The sequence below is a fragment of the Streptomyces sp. B6B3 genome, assembly GCF_039871525.1.
Taxonomy (GTDB): Bacteria; Actinomycetota; Actinomycetes; order Streptomycetales; family Streptomycetaceae; genus Streptomyces.
The window spans coordinates 163,616-183,403 of record NZ_JBDPLU010000003.1 but is presented as its reverse complement, the minus strand read 5'-3'; the positions used below and the strand labels follow the sequence as shown (position 1 = coordinate 183,403).

General features: G+C 73.2%; 15 protein-coding genes. 9 read left to right on the top strand and 6 right to left on the bottom strand.

Annotated elements, in window-relative coordinates:
• Positions 1 to 128 precede the first annotated feature (128 nt).
• Positions 129 to 3,548, top strand: coding sequence for a molecular chaperone Hsp90 (locus ABGB06_RS08485; protein ID WP_347586925.1), 3,420 nt, complete (start codon positions 129 to 131; stop codon positions 3,546 to 3,548).
• A 122-nt stretch (positions 3,549 to 3,670) separates the two neighbouring features.
• Here the strand turns inward: ABGB06_RS08485 and ABGB06_RS08480 are convergent, their stop codons facing one another.
• Positions 3,671 to 4,648, bottom strand: coding sequence for a multicopper oxidase domain-containing protein (locus ABGB06_RS08480; RefSeq protein WP_347586923.1), 978 nt, complete (start codon positions 4,646 to 4,648; stop codon positions 3,671 to 3,673).
• A gap of 206 nt (positions 4,649 to 4,854) precedes the next feature.
• Between ABGB06_RS08480 and ABGB06_RS08475 the strand changes: the two genes are divergently transcribed.
• The 4 genes from ABGB06_RS08475 to ABGB06_RS08460 all read left to right on the top strand — a co-directional run bounded on the left by ABGB06_RS08475 (position 4,855) and on the right by ABGB06_RS08460 (position 10,271).
• The gene (locus ABGB06_RS08475; protein ID WP_347586919.1) at positions 4,855 to 7,281 is read left to right on the top strand and encodes a ThuA domain-containing protein; all 2,427 of its coding nucleotides are present in this window, start codon (positions 4,855 to 4,857) and stop codon (positions 7,279 to 7,281) included.
• 37 nt (positions 7,282 to 7,318) lie between these two features.
• Positions 7,319 to 8,347, top strand: a complete 1,029-nt coding sequence (locus ABGB06_RS08470) for a plastocyanin/azurin family copper-binding protein (protein ID WP_347586917.1) — start codon at positions 7,319 to 7,321, stop codon at positions 8,345 to 8,347.
• Positions 8,348 to 8,480: 133 nt separating this feature from the next.
• Positions 8,481 to 9,371, top strand: a complete 891-nt coding sequence (locus tag ABGB06_RS08465; protein ID WP_347586915.1) for an NAD(P)-dependent oxidoreductase — start codon at positions 8,481 to 8,483, stop codon at positions 9,369 to 9,371.
• Positions 9,372 to 9,449: 78 nt separating this feature from the next.
• On the top strand, positions 9,450 to 10,271 hold the full coding sequence (locus ABGB06_RS08460; RefSeq protein ID WP_347586913.1) for a hypothetical protein: 822 nt from the start codon (positions 9,450 to 9,452) through the stop codon (positions 10,269 to 10,271).
• A 218-nt stretch (positions 10,272 to 10,489) separates the two neighbouring features.
• On the opposite strand, the gene ABGB06_RS08455 is transcribed toward ABGB06_RS08460, so the two are convergent.
• Positions 10,490 to 13,102 carry an HAD-IC family P-type ATPase gene (locus ABGB06_RS08455; RefSeq protein WP_347586911.1) on the bottom strand — a complete coding sequence of 871 codons (2,613 nt, stop codon included), beginning with the start codon at positions 13,100 to 13,102 and terminating at the stop codon, positions 10,490 to 10,492.
• Positions 13,099 to 13,428 (bottom strand): DUF2530 domain-containing protein, encoded by a 330-nt coding sequence (locus ABGB06_RS08450; protein WP_347586909.1) that lies wholly within the window; start codon positions 13,426 to 13,428, stop codon positions 13,099 to 13,101. The genes ABGB06_RS08455 and ABGB06_RS08450 overlap by 4 nt, the downstream gene beginning before the upstream one ends.
• Before the next feature lie 130 nt (positions 13,429 to 13,558).
• Between ABGB06_RS08450 and ABGB06_RS08445 the strand changes: the two genes are divergently transcribed.
• Positions 13,559 to 14,002 (top strand): MarR family transcriptional regulator, encoded by a 444-nt coding sequence (locus ABGB06_RS08445; protein ID WP_347586907.1) that lies wholly within the window; start codon positions 13,559 to 13,561, stop codon positions 14,000 to 14,002.
• A 71-nt stretch (positions 14,003 to 14,073) separates the two neighbouring features.
• On the top strand, positions 14,074 to 15,429 hold the full coding sequence (locus ABGB06_RS08440) for an MFS transporter (RefSeq protein WP_347586905.1): 1,356 nt from the start codon (positions 14,074 to 14,076) through the stop codon (positions 15,427 to 15,429).
• A 136-nt stretch (positions 15,430 to 15,565) separates the two neighbouring features.
• On the opposite strand, the gene ABGB06_RS08435 is transcribed toward ABGB06_RS08440, so the two are convergent.
• A complete protein-coding gene (locus ABGB06_RS08435; protein ID WP_347586903.1) occupies positions 15,566 to 16,066 on the bottom strand; it encodes a GNAT family N-acetyltransferase in 501 nt (166 codons plus the stop codon).
• 42 nt (positions 16,067 to 16,108) lie between these two features.
• Here ABGB06_RS08435 and thpR point away from each other — a divergent pair, with 42 nt between their 5' ends.
• A complete protein-coding gene (thpR, locus tag ABGB06_RS08430; RefSeq protein ID WP_347586901.1) occupies positions 16,109 to 16,708 on the top strand; it encodes an RNA 2',3'-cyclic phosphodiesterase in 600 nt (199 codons plus the stop codon).
• Between the two features lie 169 nt (positions 16,709 to 16,877).
• On the opposite strand, the gene ABGB06_RS08425 is transcribed toward thpR, so the two are convergent.
• Together ABGB06_RS08425 and ABGB06_RS08420 are read right to left on the bottom strand one after the other, a co-directional pair.
• Complete coding sequence (locus ABGB06_RS08425) at positions 16,878 to 17,873, bottom strand: aldo/keto reductase (protein ID WP_347586899.1); 996 nt, start codon at positions 17,871 to 17,873, stop codon at positions 16,878 to 16,880.
• Between the two features lie 105 nt (positions 17,874 to 17,978).
• The gene (locus tag ABGB06_RS08420) at positions 17,979 to 18,497 is read right to left on the bottom strand and encodes a hypothetical protein (RefSeq protein ID WP_347586897.1); all 519 of its coding nucleotides are present in this window, start codon (positions 18,495 to 18,497) and stop codon (positions 17,979 to 17,981) included.
• Positions 18,498 to 18,684: 187 nt separating this feature from the next.
• On the opposite strand from ABGB06_RS08420, the gene ABGB06_RS08415 reads away from it, so the two are divergent.
• Positions 18,685 to 19,743, top strand: a complete 1,059-nt coding sequence (locus ABGB06_RS08415) for a hypothetical protein (RefSeq protein ID WP_347586895.1) — start codon at positions 18,685 to 18,687, stop codon at positions 19,741 to 19,743.
• Positions 19,744 to 19,788: the final 45 nt, after the last annotated feature.

Here is a 19,788-nt window from a genome sequence, read left to right as displayed (position 1 = left end):
TACTTGGGTGCACCCGACAACGCAGCGAGGTGCCGTACCAGGCGTCGCGGGCCAGGCGGGATTTGTCAGACAGGGCTAGGCACCCCTGGGCCGGCCACCCGCCACGGGCGACCCGGTACTGTCAGGTCGTGACCACCGACGAGCCCCAGGACGACAGCACCGAGACGGCGCCCGAAGAAGCCGAAGCCGCCGCCTCGGACGCGCCCGGCGCCGCCGACCCGTTCGGCACCGAGCGGCTCCGGAGTGGCGTGCTCGCCGCCTGGCGCGCGTCCCCGGCCCGGTTCCGTGAGGACGCGAACGCCGAGGAGGACCTGGCCCGCGGCGGCTACCGGGACCGGCTGGTGGTCGAGCTGGCACAGAACGCCGCCGACGCCGCGGCCCGTGCCGGCCAGCCGGGCCGGCTGCGGCTGGGGCTGCGGGACGGCGTGCTGGTCGTCGCGAACACCGGTGCCCCGCTGGACGCGGCGGGCGTCGAGTCGCTCTCCACGCTCCGCGCCTCCGCCAAACGCGATCCGGAGGGCGAGAGCGTCGGTCGCTTCGGGGTGGGCTTCGCCGCGGTGCTGACGGTCAGCGACGAGCCGCGGGTGCTGGGCGCGGCCGGCGGGGTGCGCTGGTCGCTGACCGAGGCGACGGAGCTGGCCCGCGCGGCGGGCGAGGAGTCGCCGGGACTGCTCACCGAACTGGACCGCAGGGCCGGCCAGCGCCACGCGGTGCCGCTGCTCCGCCTGCCCCTGCCCCTGCCCTCGCCCTCGCCGGGCGAACCGGGCCCGGCCGACGCGCGGGACGCCGACCTCGGCGCCGGTGCGGGCCGCGTTCCCGACGGCGTTCCCGAGGGTTACGACACCGCGGTGGTGCTGCCGTTGCGGGACGCCGCCGCCGAGGATCTGGCGACGCGGCTGCTCGACGCCGTGGACGACACGCTGCTGCTCACGCTGCCCGGACTGGTCGAGGTCACGGTCGAGACGCCGGGCGGCGGGACGCGCACCCTGGCCCGCCGCCAGTTCGGCCCGTACACGCAGATCACCGAGGAGCCAGGACCGGCGGGCAGCGCCGTGCGCTCCACCCGGTGGCGGGTGGCCACCCTCGGCGGCGAGGCCGAGCCCGAGCTGCTGGCGGACCGGCCGCTGGAGGAGCGGGAGCGCCGGCACTGGTCGGTGACCTGGGCCGTGCCGGTGGACGCGGAGGGCGCGCCGGCCACCCCGGCCAGCCCGGCCGTGGTGCACGCGCCGACCCCCACCGACGACGCGCTGGGCCTCCCGGCGCTGCTGATCGCCTCGTTCCCGCTGGAGCCCACCCGCCGGCACGTCGCGCCAGGACCGTTGACCGACTACCTGCTGGACCGGGCCGCCGACGCCTACACCTCCCTGCTGGCCGACTGGCGGCCGGTGACCGGCGACATCCTCGGCCTGGTGCCCGGCCCGCTGGGCCGGGGCGAGCTGGACGGCGCGCTCCGCGGCCGGCTGCTGGACCGGCTGCCGCACACCGCGTTCCTGCCGACCGCGGCGGCCGCCCAGTCTCCCTCGTCGGCCGCGGGGGCGGGGACGGAGGCGGACGGCGACGAGCCGGCGGTGCCGGTGGCGCTGCGCCCGGTCGACGCCGAGTTGCTGGAGCGGGCCGGGGCGGAGACGGTCGCGGTGCTCGCCGAGCTGTTCCCGACGCTGCTCCCCGCCGGCCTGGAACGCCGCGCGGAGCTCCGGGTGCTGGAGGTCGCGCGGGTCTCGCTGGGCGAGATCATCGACCGGCTGGCCGGCGTCGAGCGCCCGCCGCACTGGTGGTGGCGGCTGTACGACTCGCTGGCCGGGGTGGACCCCGAGCTGCTGACCGGGCTGCCGGTGCCACTGGCCGACGACGGGGACCGGCGGCCCGAGCCCAGGACCAGAACGGCGGAGGCGGCGGGGGAGCCGACGGGCGAGCCGGACGCCGGCGCGGCCCCGGAGGCGGCGCGTCCGGTGCGCACCACGATCGGGCCCCGCCGGGTGCTGCTGCCCGTGCCGGGGACCGAGCCGGCCGAGCTGAGCCGGCTCGGCCTGAAGGTCGCGCATCCGGAGGCGGCGCACCCGCTCCTGGAGAAGCTCGGCGCCAATCCGGCGACCCCGCGCGCCGTGCTGGCCACCCCGCAGGTGCGGGCGGCGGTCGCGGCCTCCGCGGACGTCGCCGAGGCGGAGGTGTGGGACGAGGACGCGATGCCCGCCGCCGAACTGGCCGAGACGGTGCTGGCCCTGGTCAGGGACGCCGGCCTGGAGCCGGGCGAGGAGCCGTGGCTGTCCGCCCTGGCGCTGCCGGACGAGGACGGCGAGCTGACCCCGGCCGGCGACCTGGTCTATCCGGACAGCCCGTTCCAGCGGGTGATCCGGGAGGGCGAGCTGGCGGCCTGCGATCCGGAGCTGGCCGAGCGCTGGGGCGAGCAGCCGCTGACCGCCGTGGGCGTGCAGGCCGACCTCGCGCTGATACGGGCCAGCGACGTGGTGCTGGACCCGGACGAGCTGGAGCCGCGCGATCCGGGGACCGCCGGCTGGTTCGCCCAGCCGGACGACGTGGGGCTGCTGGACGCGGTGGACGTGTGGTGCGAGGACACCCTGGACGCGCTGCCGGACAGTCCGCTGCCGCCGGTCGCCGCGGAGCTGGTGGCCGTGCGCGATCTGGAGCTGGTCGACGACGACCGGTGGCCCGAGGTGTTGTCGCTGCTCTCCCGGCCGCCGTTCCGGGAGGCGCTGACCACCGAGGTCCGGGTGCGGATGCCCGACGGTTCGGTGCGGACCGCCCGGTCGTACACCGCCTGGTGGCTGCGCGGCGCGCCGGTGCTCGACGGCCGCCGACCGGCCGGGCTGCGCGCCGCGCACGGCGACCCGCTGCTGGCCGGCCTGTACGACGACGCGGACACGGCGGACGCGGACGAGGAGGTGCTGCGCGCCTTGGGCGTGCGCACCACCGCGCGCGCACTGCTGGCCGAGCCGGGGGGCGCCGCCGAGCTGCTCGGGCGGCTGGCCGACCCGGAGCGTGACGTGACGGGCGCTCAGCTGCACGGGCTCTACGGGCTGCTGGCCGATCTGGACCCGGCGGAGGTGACGCTGCCGGACGAGCTGCGGGCGGTGGTGGACGGGGAGTCGCGGGTCGTTCCCGCCGCGGAGGCGCTGGTCGCCGACGCGCCCGACCTGCTGCCGCTGGCCGCCGGGCGGGCACTGCTGCCGGTGCCGCCGGAGCGGGCGCCGGCGCTGGCCGCCGTTCTGGAGGCGCGCCCGCTGTCCGCCGCGCTCCCGGCGGCTCCGCCGGACGGCGGCACGGCCCGGGACGTGCCCGCGGAGGCGCGGCTGCTGCTCGGCGAGGACACCCCGGCCGGCTACGTGGAGCACGAGGAACTGGTGATCGACGGGGTCGAGCTGGACTGGCGGCTCACCGCCGACGGCACGCTGCACGCGGCCACGGTTGAGGGCCTGGCGGCGGGCCTGGCCTGGTCCACGGGCCAGTGGCCGCGCCGCTTCGAGCTCGCGGCGCTGCTGGAGGACCCGTCGCGCGAGGAGGAGCTGGAGACGGCGCGCTGGTTCGACTGAGCCGTTCCCTCGGCACGTGCGGATCTCCCCGGTAGCCGGAGCGGCCGCCCGGAGGGGGCGTGGGGAACCCTCCGGGCGGCCGGGGACACGCTCAGCGGCGGGACGCCGTGGGGCGGACGGCGTCAGCCGTGGTCGTGTCCGGTAGCGCCGGAGGCGCGTCCCGTGGTGGCCGGAACGTTGCCCTCGGCGTCGGTGACCGTGAAGTGGCCGACCATGCCCATGTCGGCATGGCTCTGCACGTGACAGTGGTACATCCACATCCCGGGCCCGACGTTCTCGCCCGCGATCACCTGGAAGCCGAACGAGTCGCCGGGGCCGCAGAGCTTGTTGTCGACGATCTGGCTCGGGTCGTTGGCGTCGGCGAGGATCCCGGTGCGGTTGTCGGCCCAGCGGTGACCGTGCACGTGGAACGTGTGGTAGAACTCGCCGTGCGTGATCACGATCATCTCGACGCGCTCGCCGAGCACCGCGGAGAAGTCGTACGGGTTGTTGGCGGCCCGGTTGTTGATGGTCATGTCGTTGAAGACGATGGTGAACTGCTTGTCCGGCAGCGGATCGCCCTCGCGGCGCACCACGAGCCCGCCGTACAGCCCCTTCTGTAGCCCGCCGGTGCCGTGATCGGTGCCGACGACGTGGTCGTGGTAGTGCCAGTAGCCGGCGCTGCCCGCGATCCGGGTGCCGTCGTCGCGTACCCCCGGCGCGTGGCTGGTCCAGGTGTAGACGCGACTGGCTCCCGGGGCCACGGTGCTGTTCGTCATGGGGGTGCCGTCGTTGTCGATGGTGTAGTCGACGCCGTGGACGTGCAGGCTCACCTCGACGTCCATGTTGTTGACGAGCTCGATCTCGTAGCTGTCGCCCTCGTACATCTCCAGGAGCGGCCCTGGGATCTGCGGGCTGCCGGGTTCCAGGCCGTAGCCCATCCGGCCGTCGGGGAACTTCTCGGCGTAGAGGGTGATCTGGTGGACCTGCGCGACCCTGGCCCGGTCCGCGGAGCGTTCCGCCGACGCTTGGGGCGCGGCCGCGGTGAGGGCCGCCGGGGTCAGTGCGGTCACGGCCGCGCCGGTGGCGAAGGACCGCCGGGAGAAGCCTGGTCGCCGCATGTGGTGCGCCTTCCTCGCGGGTACATCAACGACTTCGATGGCGCCATATGGTATGAGCACGACAAGACTTTAGCCAGTCTCAGGACAAAGTCCGGTGTTCTCCGTTCAAAGCCATTGGCGGCTCGGCGAAAGTGGTCTAGCTTCCTAGGGCGTCGGAGTCCTCAATGGAGTAAGTCGCAGTCCCCCCAAGGAGAAGCGGGCGAGCCATGAGCCGCAAGCCACAGGTGCTGACACTCGCAGGTGTGATGACACTGGCGTTGCTGGGCGCAGCCCCGGCCGCCACAGGTAACGACGACCCCAACGATTCCAGCCAGCCCTACGCGGAGTTGCCGGGCAGCGCGGACGTCCAGGTGCTGGTGTTCCACGCCTCCGACGCCCCCGAGGGCAGAACCCAGGCCGGGATCACGGCCATCGAGGAGATCGGCGCGGCCGGACCCGTCGAGGAGCAGTTCGACGTCGTGGCGTCCAGCGACCCCACCGTGTTCCAGCCGGCGGAACTCGCCGCCTACAACGCCGTGGTCTTCCTGTCCGCCGACGGCGCGGTGCTCAACGCCAACCAGGAGACCGCGCTCCAGGAGTACGTGCGGGCCGGCGGCGGGTTCCTCGGGGTGCACGACGCCGCGCTGGCGCAGCCCGAGTCGGAGTGGTTCACGGGCCTGATCGGCACCCGCCCCGAGTCGGGCGGCCCGACCGAGGCCCAGGAGGCGGTCGTCGAGGTCGGCGACCGGACCAACCCCGCCACCGCCGACCTGCCGCTGGAATGGAACCGTTCGGACGTCTGGTACAACTGGGACACCAACCCCAGCGGTGACGTGCACACCGTCGCCCGGGTGCGGGAGAGCAGCTACCAGCCGGGCACCGGCGCCGAGGGCTGGGACCACCCGATCTCCTGGTGCCGCGACTACGACGGCGGGCGTTCGTTCTACACCGGCATGGGCGGCACCCAGGCGAGCTTCACCGAGGCGCAGTTCCGCGACCACCTGCGCGGCGCGCTGCTGTGGACCAGCCGGCTGGCGCGCGCCGACTGCCAGGCCACCATCACCGCCAACTACGCGGCGGAACGGCTGACCGTGCCCAACCAGCCGGAGCAGCTCGACCAGATCGGCGAACCGCACGGCCTGGACATCGCCGACGACGGCACGGTGTTCTACATCGGCCGCGGCGGCCAGTGGTCCGGCGCCCCGGTGGTCACCGACTGGGCCGACCCGAACATGGGCCTCGGCGCGGGCACCGTGCACGTCTACGACCCGGCCACCGGCGACGTCACCCTCGCCGCGACCCTGGAGGTGTTCGGCAACAGGGGCGCGGGCGGCGAGCTGATCAAGAGCGAGGAGGGCCTGCTCGGCATCGCGCTCGACCCGAACTTCGCCGAGAACGGGTGGATCTACCTCTACTGGACGCCGCACTCCGAGATCAACCGCGAGACCCACATGGGCGAGCGCCGGGTCTCCCGCTTCACCTACGACGCGGCGAGCGGCCAGCTCGACCTGGCCTCCGAACAGGTGCTGCTGAACTGGCCGGTGCAGATCCACAGCTGCTGCCACGCCGGCGGCGGCATGGACTTCGACTCCCAGGGCAACCTCTACATCGCCACCGGGGACAGCAACTCCTCCGGCTTCAGCGACGGTTACTCGGGGAACAACCCGGAGCCCAACTTCCAGGGCGTGTCCTTCGCCGACGCCCGCCGCACCGCGGGCAACACCAACGACCTCAACGGCAAGATCCTCCGGATCCACCCCGAGGCCGACGGCACGTTCACCATCCCCGAGGGCAACCTCTTCACGGGTGACGAGGGCAACGGCGACCAGGCGCGGCCCGAGATCTACGTGATGGGCGTGCGCAACCCGGCGCGTATCGCGATCGATCCGGAAACCGACTGGCTGTACGCCGGCTGGGTCGGACCCGACGCGCCCGAGCCCAGCACCACCTGGGGCCCGGCCAAGTACGACACCTTCGCCGTCATCACCGAGGCGGGCAACCGGGGTTGGCCGTACTGCATGGGCAACAACCAGCCGTACCGCGACCGGGCCCTGCCCGATCCGGACCAGCCGCAGGGCTGGTACGACTGCGCGAACCCCAGGAACGAGTCCCCGAACAACACGGGCCTCGTGGAGCTCCCGCCGGTCACCCCGAACAACATCTGGTACTCGCCGCAGGGCGGCGCGCCCGACTATCCGCGCGACGAGAACGGCCTGCCCAGCTACGTGCTGGAGGAGCAGTCCCTGCTGCTGCCCTGGCTCACCGGCGGCGGCCAGGCCACGATGAACGGCCCGCTCTACCGCTACCAGGAGGACACCGCGGGCGAGAACGCCTGGCCCGAGTACTGGGACGGCAAGTGGTTCGTCGGCGATTTCTACGACCAGACGCAGCCGCGGCACGCCGTGGTGATGGACCCCGAGACCGCCGGCAACGGCGGGCTCCCGGTGCACGCCGAGAGCCTGAAGGAGATCATCCCGGTCGGCGAGGGCGGCATCCGCAACCTCATGGACTGGAAGTTTGCGCCCGACGGCACGCTCTACGTGCTGGACTACGGCCGCGGCTTCTTCAACCTCGACGACGAGTCCGCGCTCTGGCAGGTCACCTACGAGGGCGGCCCGGCCACCCCGGCACCGGCCGACCTGGCCCGTTCGTGACTTCTCCGCAGCACGCACAGAAGAAGGGGCACAACTGATGAAGCACGGCACTCGCCTGGTGGCCGGGGTGGTGGGAACCCTCACCGCACTCGCCCTGGCGGCGCTACCCAACGCCCAGGCCGGAGAGCGGGACGGCGGGACCGAGACCGCTCCCGCGGCCTCGGCCGAGCAGGTGCTCACCTGGACCGCCGACAACGACCTGAACAGCTACGAGACCGCGCCGGCCACGGCGGTCGCGGGCGAGGCGACGCTGGTGTTCGAGAACAGCGCTGCCACCGGCAACACCTCCGGCATGACGCACACGTTGACGTTCGACGTCTCCAACTCGGACTACAACAACGACGTGTCGGTCAACCTGCTGGCCGGCCCGAACGACGCCAACGGCGGGCGGTGGGAGACCACGGTCACGCTGACCCCGGGCACCTACCGCTACTTCTGCGCGATCCCGGGCCACATCAACATGGAGGGCGAGCTCGTGGTCACGGAGGGCGGTGGTGGCGACGACACCACCCCGCCCGAGGTGACCGCCAGCGTCGCCGGCGAGCAGAACGCCGACGGCGCCTACGTGGGCTCGGCCACGGTCTCGCTGGAGGCGACGGACGAGGGCGGCTCCGGCGTCGACAGCATCGAGTACGCCGTGGACGGCGGCGAGTTCGCCGCGTACTCGGACCCCGTCCCGCTCGACACGCCGGGCGAGCACACGGTGACCTACCGGGCCACCGACGTGGCCGGCAACGTCTCGGAGGAGGGATCGACCGCCGTCACGGTGGTCGCGCCGCCGGAGGACGACACCACGGCCCCGAGGGTGACCCCGACGGTCGAGGGTGAGCGGAACGCGGACGGCGCCTACGTCGGCATGGCGACGGTGTCGTTCGCGGCGACGGACGAGGGCGGCTCCGGCGTCGACCGGATCCAGTACAACCTGGACGGCAGCGGCTGGACCCGGTACGCCGACCCGTTCATGATCCACGACCTCGGCGACCACGTGATCCGCTACCGGGCGTGGGACCAGGCGGGCAACGTCTCCCAGGCCCGCACCCTCAACCTCACCCTGGTGGCGTCCTGACCTGACCGAATGTGACGTGACCTGAGCTGATCTGACCATCGAGAGAATCCCCCCACCCGAGGGCCCGTCGCAGCCGCGGCGGGCCCTCGGGGCGGTTCCGCCGCGGCGTTCGGCCGCGGACTAGCCTGGCCACATGCGCGTTTTCGTCACCGGCGCCACCGGCGCCATCGGTCGGCCGCTCGTGGGCAGGCTCCTGGCGGCCGGGCACGAGGTGACCGGGGCCTCCCGCTCCCCGGCCGGGCTGGACCGGATCCGGGAGCAGGGCGCGGCGGCCGTGCGGGCCGACGCCCTGGACCCGGACGATCTGCGCCGGGTGGTCGTCGAGGCGTCCCCCGACGTGGTGATCCACCAGATGACCGACCTCGGCGCCGCGGACGGCGCGGCGAACGGCACGCTGCGCCGGGTGGGCACGCGCCATCTGGTGGACGCGGCGCGGGCGGCCGGCGTCCGCCGGATCGTGGCGCAGTCGATCTCCTGGGCGTACCGGCCGGGCGACGGGCCGGCCGACGAGACGGTGCCGCTCGACCCGACCAGCCAGCAGCCGCGCGCCGGCATGGTGGACGCGGTGCGCGCGCTGGAGGAGACGGCGGCGGAGCTGCCCGAGGCCGTGGTCCTGCGCTACGGCCTCTTCTACGGTCCCGGCACCTGGTACGCGCCGGGAGGCGCGATCGCCAGGGCGCTGGCCGGCGATCCCGAGGCGCGTTTCCTCGGCAGCCTCAGGCCCGACTCGGCGGTGAGCTCGTTCGTGCACGTGGACGACGCCGCGCGGGCCGCGGTCGCCGCCCTGGCGTGGCCCCCGGGACCCGTCAACGTGGTGGACGACGAGCCGGCCGCGGCCGCCGACTGGCTGCCGGCGCTGGCCCGGGCCCTGGACGTGCCCGCGCCCGAGCCGGTCCGGGCGCCCCGGCCCACCGACGGGCCCGACTGGCCGCGCGGCGCCAGCAACGCCCTGGCCCGCGGCCGCGGTTGGGCGCCGGAGCGGCCGAGCTGGCGCACCGGCTTCGCCACCCAGCTTGATGACTGACGTCGCACAACCAGTCCCCCCTGTCGCGGGTCTAACCCCACATCAACACCCGCAGGGGCGGGTCACGGGGAGGGAATCATGCGTACGACAGGAGCATCAGCGGCGACGCGCGTCCGCCGACCGCTGGTGGTGCTCGGCGCCGTCGCTCTGACGGGGGCGGGGCTGACGGCGGGCACGGCCGCCGCGGACACGACGAGCACGGCCTACACCGACGACGGCGGCCACGCCGTCTACTACACCTCGGGCGACGTGCACAGCAGCGCGACCATCACCGAGGGCCCCAACCCGGGCACGGAGTTCGTCATCGACGACGTGGTGCCGATCGCCGCGGGCGACGGCTGCGTCCACCCGGACGCGGCCGACACCACCCGGGTGCTCTGCACGCTCACCGAGTTCGGGGACTTCTGGACCCGGGTGATCGTCGACCTGGGCGACGGCCACGACTCGCTGGTGATCGACGCCGGCGACGAGAACGCCGTGCACGGCGGGGCGGGGAGCGACAACATCCGCGCCACCGGCGGGACGATGATCTGGGGCGAGGAGGGCGACGACTGGCTCACCGGCGGCATGCAGTACGGCGGGCCCGGCGACGACGGCCTCAACAACGCCAGCAGCGCCCACGGCGACGACGGCGACGACTACATCTGGGGCAACGACCGGAGCTCGTCGTTCTACGGCGGCCGCGGGAACGACGAGATCCACGGCAACGGCGGCGCCGACACGATCTTCGGCAACAGCGGCGAGGACCTGATCCTCGGCGGCAAGGGCCACGACGACCTCTACGGCGGGCCCGACGCCGACGTCCTCTACGGCAACAGCGGCGACGACCTGCTGCACGGCGGCCCGGCGACGGACCAGCTGTCCGGCGGCCCCGGCGCGGACGACGTCCACGAGGACTGATCCGTCCCGCCACCCCAGGCTCGCACTGGCGGTCTCGGCGGCCTCCGGACCGCCAGTGCGAAGCACGTCGCGTGGCCGCACGGCCATGACGGCGCGGTTGGCGCACCGCCGGTCTCGGCGGCCTCCGGGCCGGCGGTGCGAAACACCCGACGAACGACCCTCACGGCGGTGGGGGTCGTTCGCGTTTCCGCGCGTCGCCCGACCCGACGTGCGCCCCGTCAGGCGGCGGGGCGCCCGCCGGGCGGCCGGTCCGGCAGATCGGGGACCCGGCGTGGGGCCAGCCGGAAGGCGACCTCCAGCAGCACCCCGGCCGCGGCCGCGACCAGCACCGCGGTCAACGGCATCTGCCGCCCGGTCAGCTCCAGCTCGAAGAACCGCTGGGCGACCGGCACGGTGATGGCCAGCGCGAAGCCGGCGGCCATGGTGCCGATCAGCAGCACCCGCCACCAGCTCAGCGGCCGGGCCACGATGGCCAGCACCCACAGCGCGATCAGGAAGAGCGTCAGCGTCGCCGCCGAGGTCTCCGCCTCCCGGGTCGCGCTCGTGCCGCCGTAGTGCGCCCGCGCCAGCAGGTAGACGGCGAACGTGGCGGCGCCCGCGATCAGCCCGAACGGCACCGCGAGCCGCAGCACCCGGCGCACGAAGTGCGTCCTGGCCCGCTCCCGGTTCGGCGCGAGCGCGAGGAAGAACGCCGGGGTGCCGATGGTCAGCGTGGACAGCAGCGTCAGATGCCGCGGCAGGAACGGGTACGGCACGGTGGTGACGATGACGGCGAAGGCCATGACGACCGAGTAGACCGTCTTGGTGAGGAAGAGGTTCGCGACCCGCTCGATGTTGCCGATGACCCGGCGGCCCTCCGCCACCACGGACGGCAGGGTGGCGAAGCTGTTGTTCAGCAGCACGATCTGGGCGACCGCCCGGGTGGCCTCGGAGCCCGAGCCCATGGACACGCCGATGTCCGCGTCCTTCAGGGCCAGCACGTCGTTGACGCCGTCGCCGGTCATCGCCACGGTGTGCCCGCGGCTCTGCAACGCGCCGACCATCTCCCGCTTCTGCCGCGGCGACACCCGGCCGAACACCGCGCCGCGCTCCACCGCCTCGCCCATCGGGTCGGGCTCCGGGGGCAGCCGGCGGGCGTCCACCGGCGCCTGGGCGCCCGGCAGGCCCAGCTTGGCCGCCACCGCGCCGACGGACACCGCGTTGTCTCCCGAGATGACCTTCGCGTCCACCGACTGCTCGGCGAAGTACCGCAGGGTGTCGGGCGCCTCGGGCCGCAGCCGCTGCTCCAGCACCACCAGGGCGGTGGGCGCCATCGCCGCCGCGTCCGCCACCGCCACGTGCGCCAGGTCCCGCTCCGAACGGGCCAGCAGCAGCACCCGGAGCCCTCGCGCGTTGAGCTCGTCCACGGCGGACAGCCGCGGGTCGCCCTCCGGCAGCAGCACGTCGGGCGCGCCCAGCAGCCAGACGCTCTCCGTCCCGTCCGGTTCGGCGAGCGCCGCGCCGCCGTACTTGCGGGCCGAGGAGAACGGCAGGGTGTCGGTGGCGCGCCAGCCGGCCGGCTCCGGGTAGGCCTGGACCACCGCCCGCAGGCTCGCGTTGGGCCGCGGGTCGGCCGCGCCGAGGGCGCCCAGCACCTGCTGCGCCCGCTCCTCGTCCCCGTCCTCGTCGCCGCCTCCGCCCGCCGGGTCCAGCAGGCGGAGCTCGGAGACGTCCATGCCGCCCTCGGTGAGCGTGCCCGTCTTGTCCAGGCAGACCACGTCCACCCGGGCCAGTCCCTCGATCGCGGGCAGTTCCTGCACCAGGCACTGCTGGCCGCCGAGCCGGATCACGCCGATGGCGAAGGCGACCGAGGTGATCAGCACCAGGCCCTCGGGCACCATGACGACGATGCCGGCGACCATCCGCCGGACGGCCTCGAAGGTGTCGGAGTGCTCGACCAGCAGCTGGCTGAGCACCAGCCCGACGGCGGCCGGCACCATCAGCGCGATGCAGATCCTCAGGATCCGCCCGATGCCGTTCCGCAGCTCGGAGTTGACCAGGGTGAACCGGGACGCCTCCTCGGCGAGCCGCGCCGCGTACGCCTCCCGGCCGACCCTGGTCGCGGTGAACGCGCCGCCGCCCGAGACGACGAAGCTGCCGGACATCACCTGGTCTCCCGGCTGTTTGACGACCGGCTCCGCCTCGCCGGTGAGCAGCGACTCGTCGACCTCCAGGCCGTCCGCCTCGACCACCGCGCCGTCGACCACGATCTTGTCGCCCGGGCCGAGCTCGATGACGTCGTCGAGCACGATCTCGGCCGTGGCCACCTGCCGGGTCTCGCCGTCCCGCCGGACGACCGGCCGGGCCTCGCCGACCACCGCGAGGTTGTCCAGGGTGCGCTTGGCGCGCAGCTCCTGGACGATGCCGATCAGCGAGTTGCCGACCACGACGAAGCCGAAGAGGCCGTCCTGGATCGGCGCGACCACCAGGATGATGGCGAACAGCGTGCCCATGATGCCGTTGAACAGGGTGAGGACGTTGGACCTGACGATCTCGCGGGCGGACCGCGACGACCGCACGGGAACGTCGTTCACCTCCCCCCGCGCCACCCGTTCGCCCACCTCGGCGGAGGTGAGCCCCCGCCCGCCACCCTCCTTCGGGGGTTCCGCCCCCGCCCCGGACGGCGCCTCGGTGACGGGCTTCGCTCCGGCGCCGGGGCCGGCCCCAGGGCCAGGCGGGTCCGACGCGGCCGCCTCCGCCGTTGCCGGTTCGGTCCCCTCGTCGCGGTCGTGCCGCGACGTCCGCTCGCCGGCGTCCCGCCGGCGTGGCCCCGGGTCGTCCTCGGCCGTCACGGTCCTGACGCTTCGCGGTCCGCACTCGACGACGGACCCCCGCCCGCGGCGGGCTTCTCGCGCGCGTCGCGCGCAGCGCGCGCCGCCCGGATGGCGGCCTCGCGGCGGCTGACGTACCAGAGCGCCAGCAGGCCGCCGCCGGTGGCGGCGAGGCAGCACCAGATCCACCAGTCGTGGTCATGGTCGCGGTACCAACCGTAGAACGGCAGCTGCGCGACGAAGAGCACGCCCCAGATCACCGTGCCGACCAGGATCGTGGCCACCACGTTGCCCTCGTAGGGCTCCGGGGACTCGCGCTGTCCGCTCGTCCACTCACTCACGCGCATCCGGACGCCCCTCCTGATCAGGCACTGACCGCCTGACCCGGAGTTTACCGAGGCGGCCTCCCGGGGCCGGCGACGAGGTGCGGTGCCGCACATATTTCGTTAGCCAAGCTAATGAGATAGTCTGACTGCCATGCCGAACGCCACGTTGGACAGCGCGGAGGATCTCGCCGCGGTCAACGCTCTCCGGATGGGTGTGCTGCGACTCTCCCGTCGACTTCGCCACCTGCGCGTGGACCAGACGATGAGCCTCGCCGAGATGTCGGCGATCGGCACGCTGGTCCGCTGCGGCGCCATGCCGCTGGGTGAGCTGGCCCGCAAGGAGCACGTCCAGCCGCCCTCGATGACCCGCATCATCGCGGTGCTCCAGGACCGCGGGCTGGTCCGCCTCGAACCGCATCCGCAGGACCGCCGGCAGAAGTTGGTCGCCGCCACCGACCAGGCCCAGGCCATCCTCCAGGCGAGCCGGTCCCAGCGGAACGAGTGGCTCAGCCAGTTGGCCGCCCAGCTGGACGAGGACGAGTGGGCCCGGCTGCGTGACGCCGCCCCCGTCCTGCACAAGCTCGCGCACCTCTGACGTTCGCCGCCATCGCCCCCACCGAGCCGATCCGAACCACCCAGCGCGTCCTTCGAGAAGGAGTGTTCCACTTGAGCTCGGGACACGGAGGAGACTCCGCCCCCGCCCCGACCGGAAAACCCAGCGACGACTCGACCTTGATCACCACCTTCAGCTCCCTGCGGATCCGCAACTACCGGATCTACTTCCTGGGCTCCTCGATATCCAACATCGGGACCTGGATGCAGCGCATCGCCCAGGACTGGCTGGTGCACACGCTCACCGGCTCCGCCGCGGCCGTCGGCATCACGATGGCCCTGCAGTTCCTGCCGATGCTCCTCTTCGGCCTCTACGGCGGGGTGCTCGCCGACCGGGTCAACAAGCGCAGACTGCTCCTCGGCACCCAGGCGGCCATGGGCATCACCGGCCTGGCACTCGCCGCCCTGACCCTCAGCGGCCAGGTCAACGTCTACCACGTCTACGCGCTCGCGCTCGTTCTCGGCCTGATCACCGTCGTGGACAACCCCACCCGGCAGGTCTTCGTCACCGACATCGTCGGTCCCCGCCTGCTGCGCAACGCGGTCTCCCTGAACTCGGCGAACTTCCAGTCGGCCCGGCTGATCGGCCCGGCCGTGGCCGGCTTCGTCATCACCACGGTCGGCAGCGGCTGGGCGTTCCTCTGCAACGGCCTCTCGTTCATCGCGCCCATCATCGGGCTGCTGCTGATGCGCCCCGCCGAGCTGGTGCCGGCCGAGCGGGCGCCGCGTCGCAAGGGCCAGCTGATGGAGGGCCTGCGGTACGTCGGCGGCCGGCCCGACCTGCTGTGGCCGATCGTGCTGCTCGGCTTCGTGGGCACCTTCGGCTTCAACTTCCCGGTGTTCGTGATCGCGTTCACCGACCACGTCTTCCACGCCGACGCCGACACCTACGGCCTGCTGAACACCCTGATGGCCGCGGGCTCGGTGGCCGGCGCGCTGCTCGCCGCGCGGCGCGGCGGGCGGCGGATGCGGTTCACGGTGCTGACCGGCGCGCTCTTCGGCGTGCTGCTGTTCGCCGCCGCGCTGGCCCCGAACTTCCTGGTGTTCGCCCTGCTGATGGCGCCGATCGGGATCGCCGGCATGACCTTCGTGGTCACCGCCAACAGCGGACTGCAGATGGCCAGCGAGCCGGCGATGCGGGGGCGGGTGATCAGCATCTACATGATGGTCTTCGTGGGCGGCACGCCCATCGGGAGCCCGCTGCTGGGCTGGGTCACCGACACGTTCGGGCCCCGGACCGGCATGCTGACCGGCGGCGCCATCTGCGTCCTCGTGGCCGTCGCGGTGGCCCTGGTGCTGGCCCGGATCGCCGGCCTGCGGGTGCGGATCAGCCTGCGCGCCGGCCACCGAGGCGTGATGCTGGTCCCTCGCGACGCCCGCGACCCTGAGGAACTGACCGCCACGGCGTGACCCACTCCCGCGGCGGGCCACTCCCGTGGGGGGTGGTGGTCCCCGCTCACGTCGAGGGGGCGCGGGCTGACGTTCGCGCCGGGTCGCGCGGACGGCACGGGGCGTCTCGCCCGCCGGGCGAGACGCCCGGGTGGTGTCAGACCCGTTGGGCGAGCAACTGGCCCGGCCAGTCGCCGACGGTGAAGCGTTCCGTGGGCTCGAAGCCCTGGCCGCGGTAGAACTCGACGAGCCGGCCGTCGTCGCCCGCGTAGCAGTCGACGCGGAGCAGGCCGACGCCCTCCCTGCGGGCCTCGGCCACCGCGTGGGCGAGCAGCGCGGCGCCGATGCCCCGCCCGGCGTGCCGGCGGTCGGTCACCAGCAGGTGCACGTACACCTCGGGCTCCGGCGGCGGCGCGACGTACGGGCTGTGCTCCGGGCTCAGGGTGATGGTGCCCACCGGCTGGCCGTCGATCTCCGCCAGCCACGGCGTGCCCGACCTGACGATCTCGCCCACCCGTTCCACCGCCCGCGGCCGGGCCGACCACGGCTCGGTGCCCCACTGCCCGGTGCGCCCCCGGGCGACGAGCCAATCCACGGCACCGTCCAGCATGCCGAGTATCACGGGGAGGTCGCCCTCTCCGCCCTTTCTGATCTCCATCTGGGAGATGCTAGCCCGCAGGACGAACGGAGGACCGAACGAGTGAGCGAACGCTACTTCACGGCGATACTGCCGCCGCCCGCGGTGGCCGAGGAACTGGCCGGCGTGGTGCGGCAGCTGGCCGCGCTGCCGGACGCGGAACGGCTGCGCTGGACCGAACGGGACGGCTGGCACATCACGCTGGCCTACTACGGCCAGATCTCCGACCCCGACCGACTGGCCGAACTGGGCGACCGGCTGGCCGCCACCGCACGGGCCCTCCAGCCGTTCGCGCTGCGGCTCGCCGGAGGCGAGTCGCTGGGGGAGTGGGCGCTGGGCGCCGGCGTCGCCGGCGACCGGACGACGCTCGCCGGGCTCGCCGCGGCGACGGCCGAGGACGGGCTCGCGCTCGGCCTGCCCGAGACCGCGGAACGCCACCCCAGCTACCGGCCGCACCTCACCGTGGCCCGCAACGTGCGCTCGCCCCGGCCGGTGGCGTTCGCGCCGTACACGGCGGCGCTGGCGCCGTTCACCGGCCGCGAGTGGCTTGCCGCCGAGCTGGTGCTGATGCGCAACGCGAACGCGGACGAACGCCCCGGCGCGCACACCTACGTCCCGGCGGCCACGTGGCCGCTCGGCGGCCGTGCCGCCGAGGGGACGTGAGGCGTTGAGCGGCCGGTCGGCCGGCCACGACGCCGGGAAGGTTACCGTTGGGGCGTGAACACCAAGACCAGAACGCGGCTCGTCAGCGCCGCCCTCGTGGTGCTGCTCGCCGTGGTGGCGGTCGCGGCGGCGCTGGGCTGACTGCCCGCACCGCCGCGACCGGCACGTCTCACCAGGCGAACGCCTCCGGCGAGGGACCCGTGCCGGGGAAGATCTCGTCGAGCGTGCTCAGCAGCTCCTCGCCGAGGTCGAGGTCCACCGCGCGCACCGCCGAGTCGAGCTGCTCGCCCACCCGCGGTCCGACGATCGGCCCGGTGACGGCCGGGCGGGTCAGCAGCCAGGCCAGGGCCAGCTCGCCCGGGGCCAGGCCGTGCTTCTCCGCCAGGTCCTCGTAGGCCTGGATCTGCTTGCGCTGCGCCGGGTCGGCCAGCACCTCCCCCGACCGGCCGCCGGAGCTGCGCAGCCCGCCGCCCTCGCGCTCCTTGCGGATCGCGCCGCCGAGCAGCCCGCCGTGCAGCGGCGACCACGGTATGACGCCGAGCCCGTACGATTCGGCGGCCGGCAGCACCTCCATCTCGGCGCGGCGCTCGGCGAGGTTGTACAGGCACTGCTCGCTGACCAGCCCGAGCGAGCCGCGGCGCGCGGCGGCCTCGTTGGCCTGGGCGATGTGCCAGCCGGCGAAGTTCGAGGAACCGGCGTAGACGATCTTGCCCTGCTGCACCAGCACGTCGATCGCCTGCCAGATCTCCTCCCAGGGGGAGTTCCGGTCGATGTGGTGGAACTGGTACAGGTCGATGTGGTCGGTCTGCAGCCGCTTCAGGCTGGCGTCCACCGCACGGCGGATGTTGACCGCCGAGAGCTTGTCGTGGTTCGGCCAGGCCGGGCTGCCGTCGGCGGTCATGGGGCCGTAGACCTTGGTGGCCAGCACGACCTTCTCGCGCCGGCCGCCGCCCTTGGCGAACCAGGAGCCGATGATCTCCTCGGTGCGGCCCCGCGGATCGCGGCCGTAAACGTTGGCGGTGTCGAAGAAGTTGACGCCCGCGTCGAGCGCGGCGTCCATGATCGCGTGGCTGTCCGCCTCATCGGTGTGCGGACCGAAGTTCATGGTCCCCAGGACCAGTCGGCTCACCCTGAGCCCGGTGCGTCCAAGCTGCGTGTACTTCATGTTCCCCACCCAACGCCGTGGAGCGCACTCTAGGCAAGCGTCCGCGCTGCCGACCCTGGCGGGCTGACAGCGCGGACGGGTTGTGCGGTGTGCGATGTGTTGCGATCAGTTGCTGGAGCGAGCCTTAAGGCCGGCCATGACCCCCGCGATCACGCCCGCCAGCGCACCCAGCAGCACGATCCAGAGACCGGCGGCCGTGGTCCACTCGATGCCCTCGATCATCGCGTCGATCTCCTCGGAGGACGCGCCCTCGAACGCCTCGTCGCCCTCGGCGGAGGCCTTGGCCAGACGCGCGGGGTCGAGGAAGTTCAGCAGGCCGATGGCGAAGGTGATCAGCGCGGGCACCGCGGCGGAGGCGGCGACCATGCCCTTCCTGGTGACCATGCCGACGATCAGCAGGACTGCCGTGATCGCCGCGGTGATCAGGGTGAAGACGCCGTCGCCGTCGGTGCCGGCGAGGGATTCGTCGGCATCCTCGACGGTGACCCAGCCGAGGAAGGAACCGAGGACGGCGAGAACCGAGCCCACGATGCCGACGATGACCAGCTTCTTGTCCGGTCCGTCGGTCGCCGGGGTCGGCAGCGGCGCGGTCGGCGCCGGAATGTTTTGACCATGTCCACTCATGGGCAGGGAACCTAGATTGGGCGCAGGTGGCTGTGCAACACAACTGACTGATATGCCGGCTATGCCGGTCGTAAATTTTCTGTCTGTACGCCGAGTTGATGCAAACACTTCACCGAGTGACCGAGAGTGGCGCGTTCCTGGCGTTGCCGGTGCCCTGGCGAGGTGACCGGATGGCAGGCTTGGGCCCATGTCGCCCCGAACCGTCATCGCCTTGGCGCTCGCGCCGTTGCTCGCGCCCCTGGCCGCGACGGCCGTGCCCGCGGCCGCGGACCCACCGTCCGCGTTCACCATCGAGGACCCGCGCATCACGGAGTCCAGCGGCCTCCAGGCCAGCAGCCGACACCCCGGCGTGTACTGGACCCACAACGACAGCGACCCGAACGGCGGTTCGCTGCCGTACGTGTACGCCGTGGACGCGCAAACCGGGGAGACGCTCGCCACCATAACGCTGGAGGGAGTCGAGGCCAGGGACGTCGAGGCCATCTCGATCGGACCCGACGGAGACCTCTACGTCGCGGACATCGGGGACAACACGGGCGGCAACTGGCCCGAGGTGTGGATCTACCGCTTCGCGGAGCCGCAGCAGCTGGCCGACGCCACCGTCACCCCGACCATCTACCCGGTGACGTACGCCGACGGGCCGCGCGACGCCGAGGCGCTGATGGTGCATCCGCAGACCGGCCGGGTCTACGTCGCCGAGAAGAGCGACGAGGGCGGCACGCTGTACGCGGCACCCGAGAGCGGTCTCTCGGAGTCGGACGTGACCACGCTGGAACCGGTCGCCGACCTCGACCTGTGGGTGACGGACGGCGCGTTCTCGCCGGACGGCACCCGGCTGTTCCTGCGCGGGTACTTCACCTCGCAGATGTACCGCTGGGAGGACGACGCGCCCACGCCGATCGAGCAGCAGGTGCCGATGCCGTTCCAGGACCAGGGGGAGTCGGTCACCTTCACGCCGGACGGCGGCTGGCTGATGTTCGGCACGGAGGGCGAGCGGAGCGAGGTCGAACCGTCCGAACTGACCGGCCAGCTGCGCCCGGACCACGCCGAACCGCGCCCGGACGAGGAGGAGGACGCGGATGGCGAGTCGGGCGACGACACGGACGCGGCGGCGGGCGGCTCCGCCGGCGAGGACGACGGTGACGGGCTCTCCGGCTCCACGGTCCTGATACTGGCCCTCGCCGTCGTCGTCATCGTCGGCCTCCGCCGCCTCGGCCTCGCCGGCCGTCGCCCGTCGAACGAGTGATCCCGTGGCGAGCGCTGTCCGGCGCGGGTGATGCTTCCTCCGAAG

Excerpts from the sequence above, each read along its gene's own strand:
- ABGB06_RS08480 (WP_347586923.1), bottom strand. The coding sequence starts at position 4,648 with ATGCGGCGACCAGGCTTCTCCCGGCGGTCCTTCGCCACCGGCGCGGCC.
- ABGB06_RS08470 (WP_347586917.1), top strand. The coding sequence starts at position 7,319 with ATGAAGCACGGCACTCGCCTGGTGGCCGGGGTGGTGGGAACCCTCACC.
- ABGB06_RS08415 (WP_347586895.1), top strand. The coding sequence starts at position 18,685 with ATGTCGCCCCGAACCGTCATCGCCTTGGCGCTCGCGCCGTTGCTCGCG.
- ABGB06_RS08435 (WP_347586903.1), bottom strand. The coding sequence starts at position 16,066 with ATGGAGATCAGAAAGGGCGGAGAGGGCGACCTCCCCGTGATACTCGGC.
- ABGB06_RS08460 (WP_347586913.1), top strand. The coding sequence starts at position 9,450 with ATGCGTACGACAGGAGCATCAGCGGCGACGCGCGTCCGCCGACCGCTG.
- ABGB06_RS08450 (WP_347586909.1), bottom strand. The coding sequence starts at position 13,428 with ATGCGCGTGAGTGAGTGGACGAGCGGACAGCGCGAGTCCCCGGAGCCC.
- ABGB06_RS08425 (WP_347586899.1), bottom strand. The coding sequence starts at position 17,873 with ATGAAGTACACGCAGCTTGGACGCACCGGGCTCAGGGTGAGCCGACTG.
- ABGB06_RS08475 (WP_347586919.1), top strand. The coding sequence starts at position 4,855 with ATGAGCCGCAAGCCACAGGTGCTGACACTCGCAGGTGTGATGACACTG.
- ABGB06_RS08465 (WP_347586915.1), top strand. The coding sequence starts at position 8,481 with ATGCGCGTTTTCGTCACCGGCGCCACCGGCGCCATCGGTCGGCCGCTC.
- ABGB06_RS08420 (WP_347586897.1), bottom strand. The coding sequence starts at position 18,497 with ATGAGTGGACATGGTCAAAACATTCCGGCGCCGACCGCGCCGCTGCCG.
- ABGB06_RS08445 (WP_347586907.1), top strand. The coding sequence starts at position 13,559 with ATGCCGAACGCCACGTTGGACAGCGCGGAGGATCTCGCCGCGGTCAAC.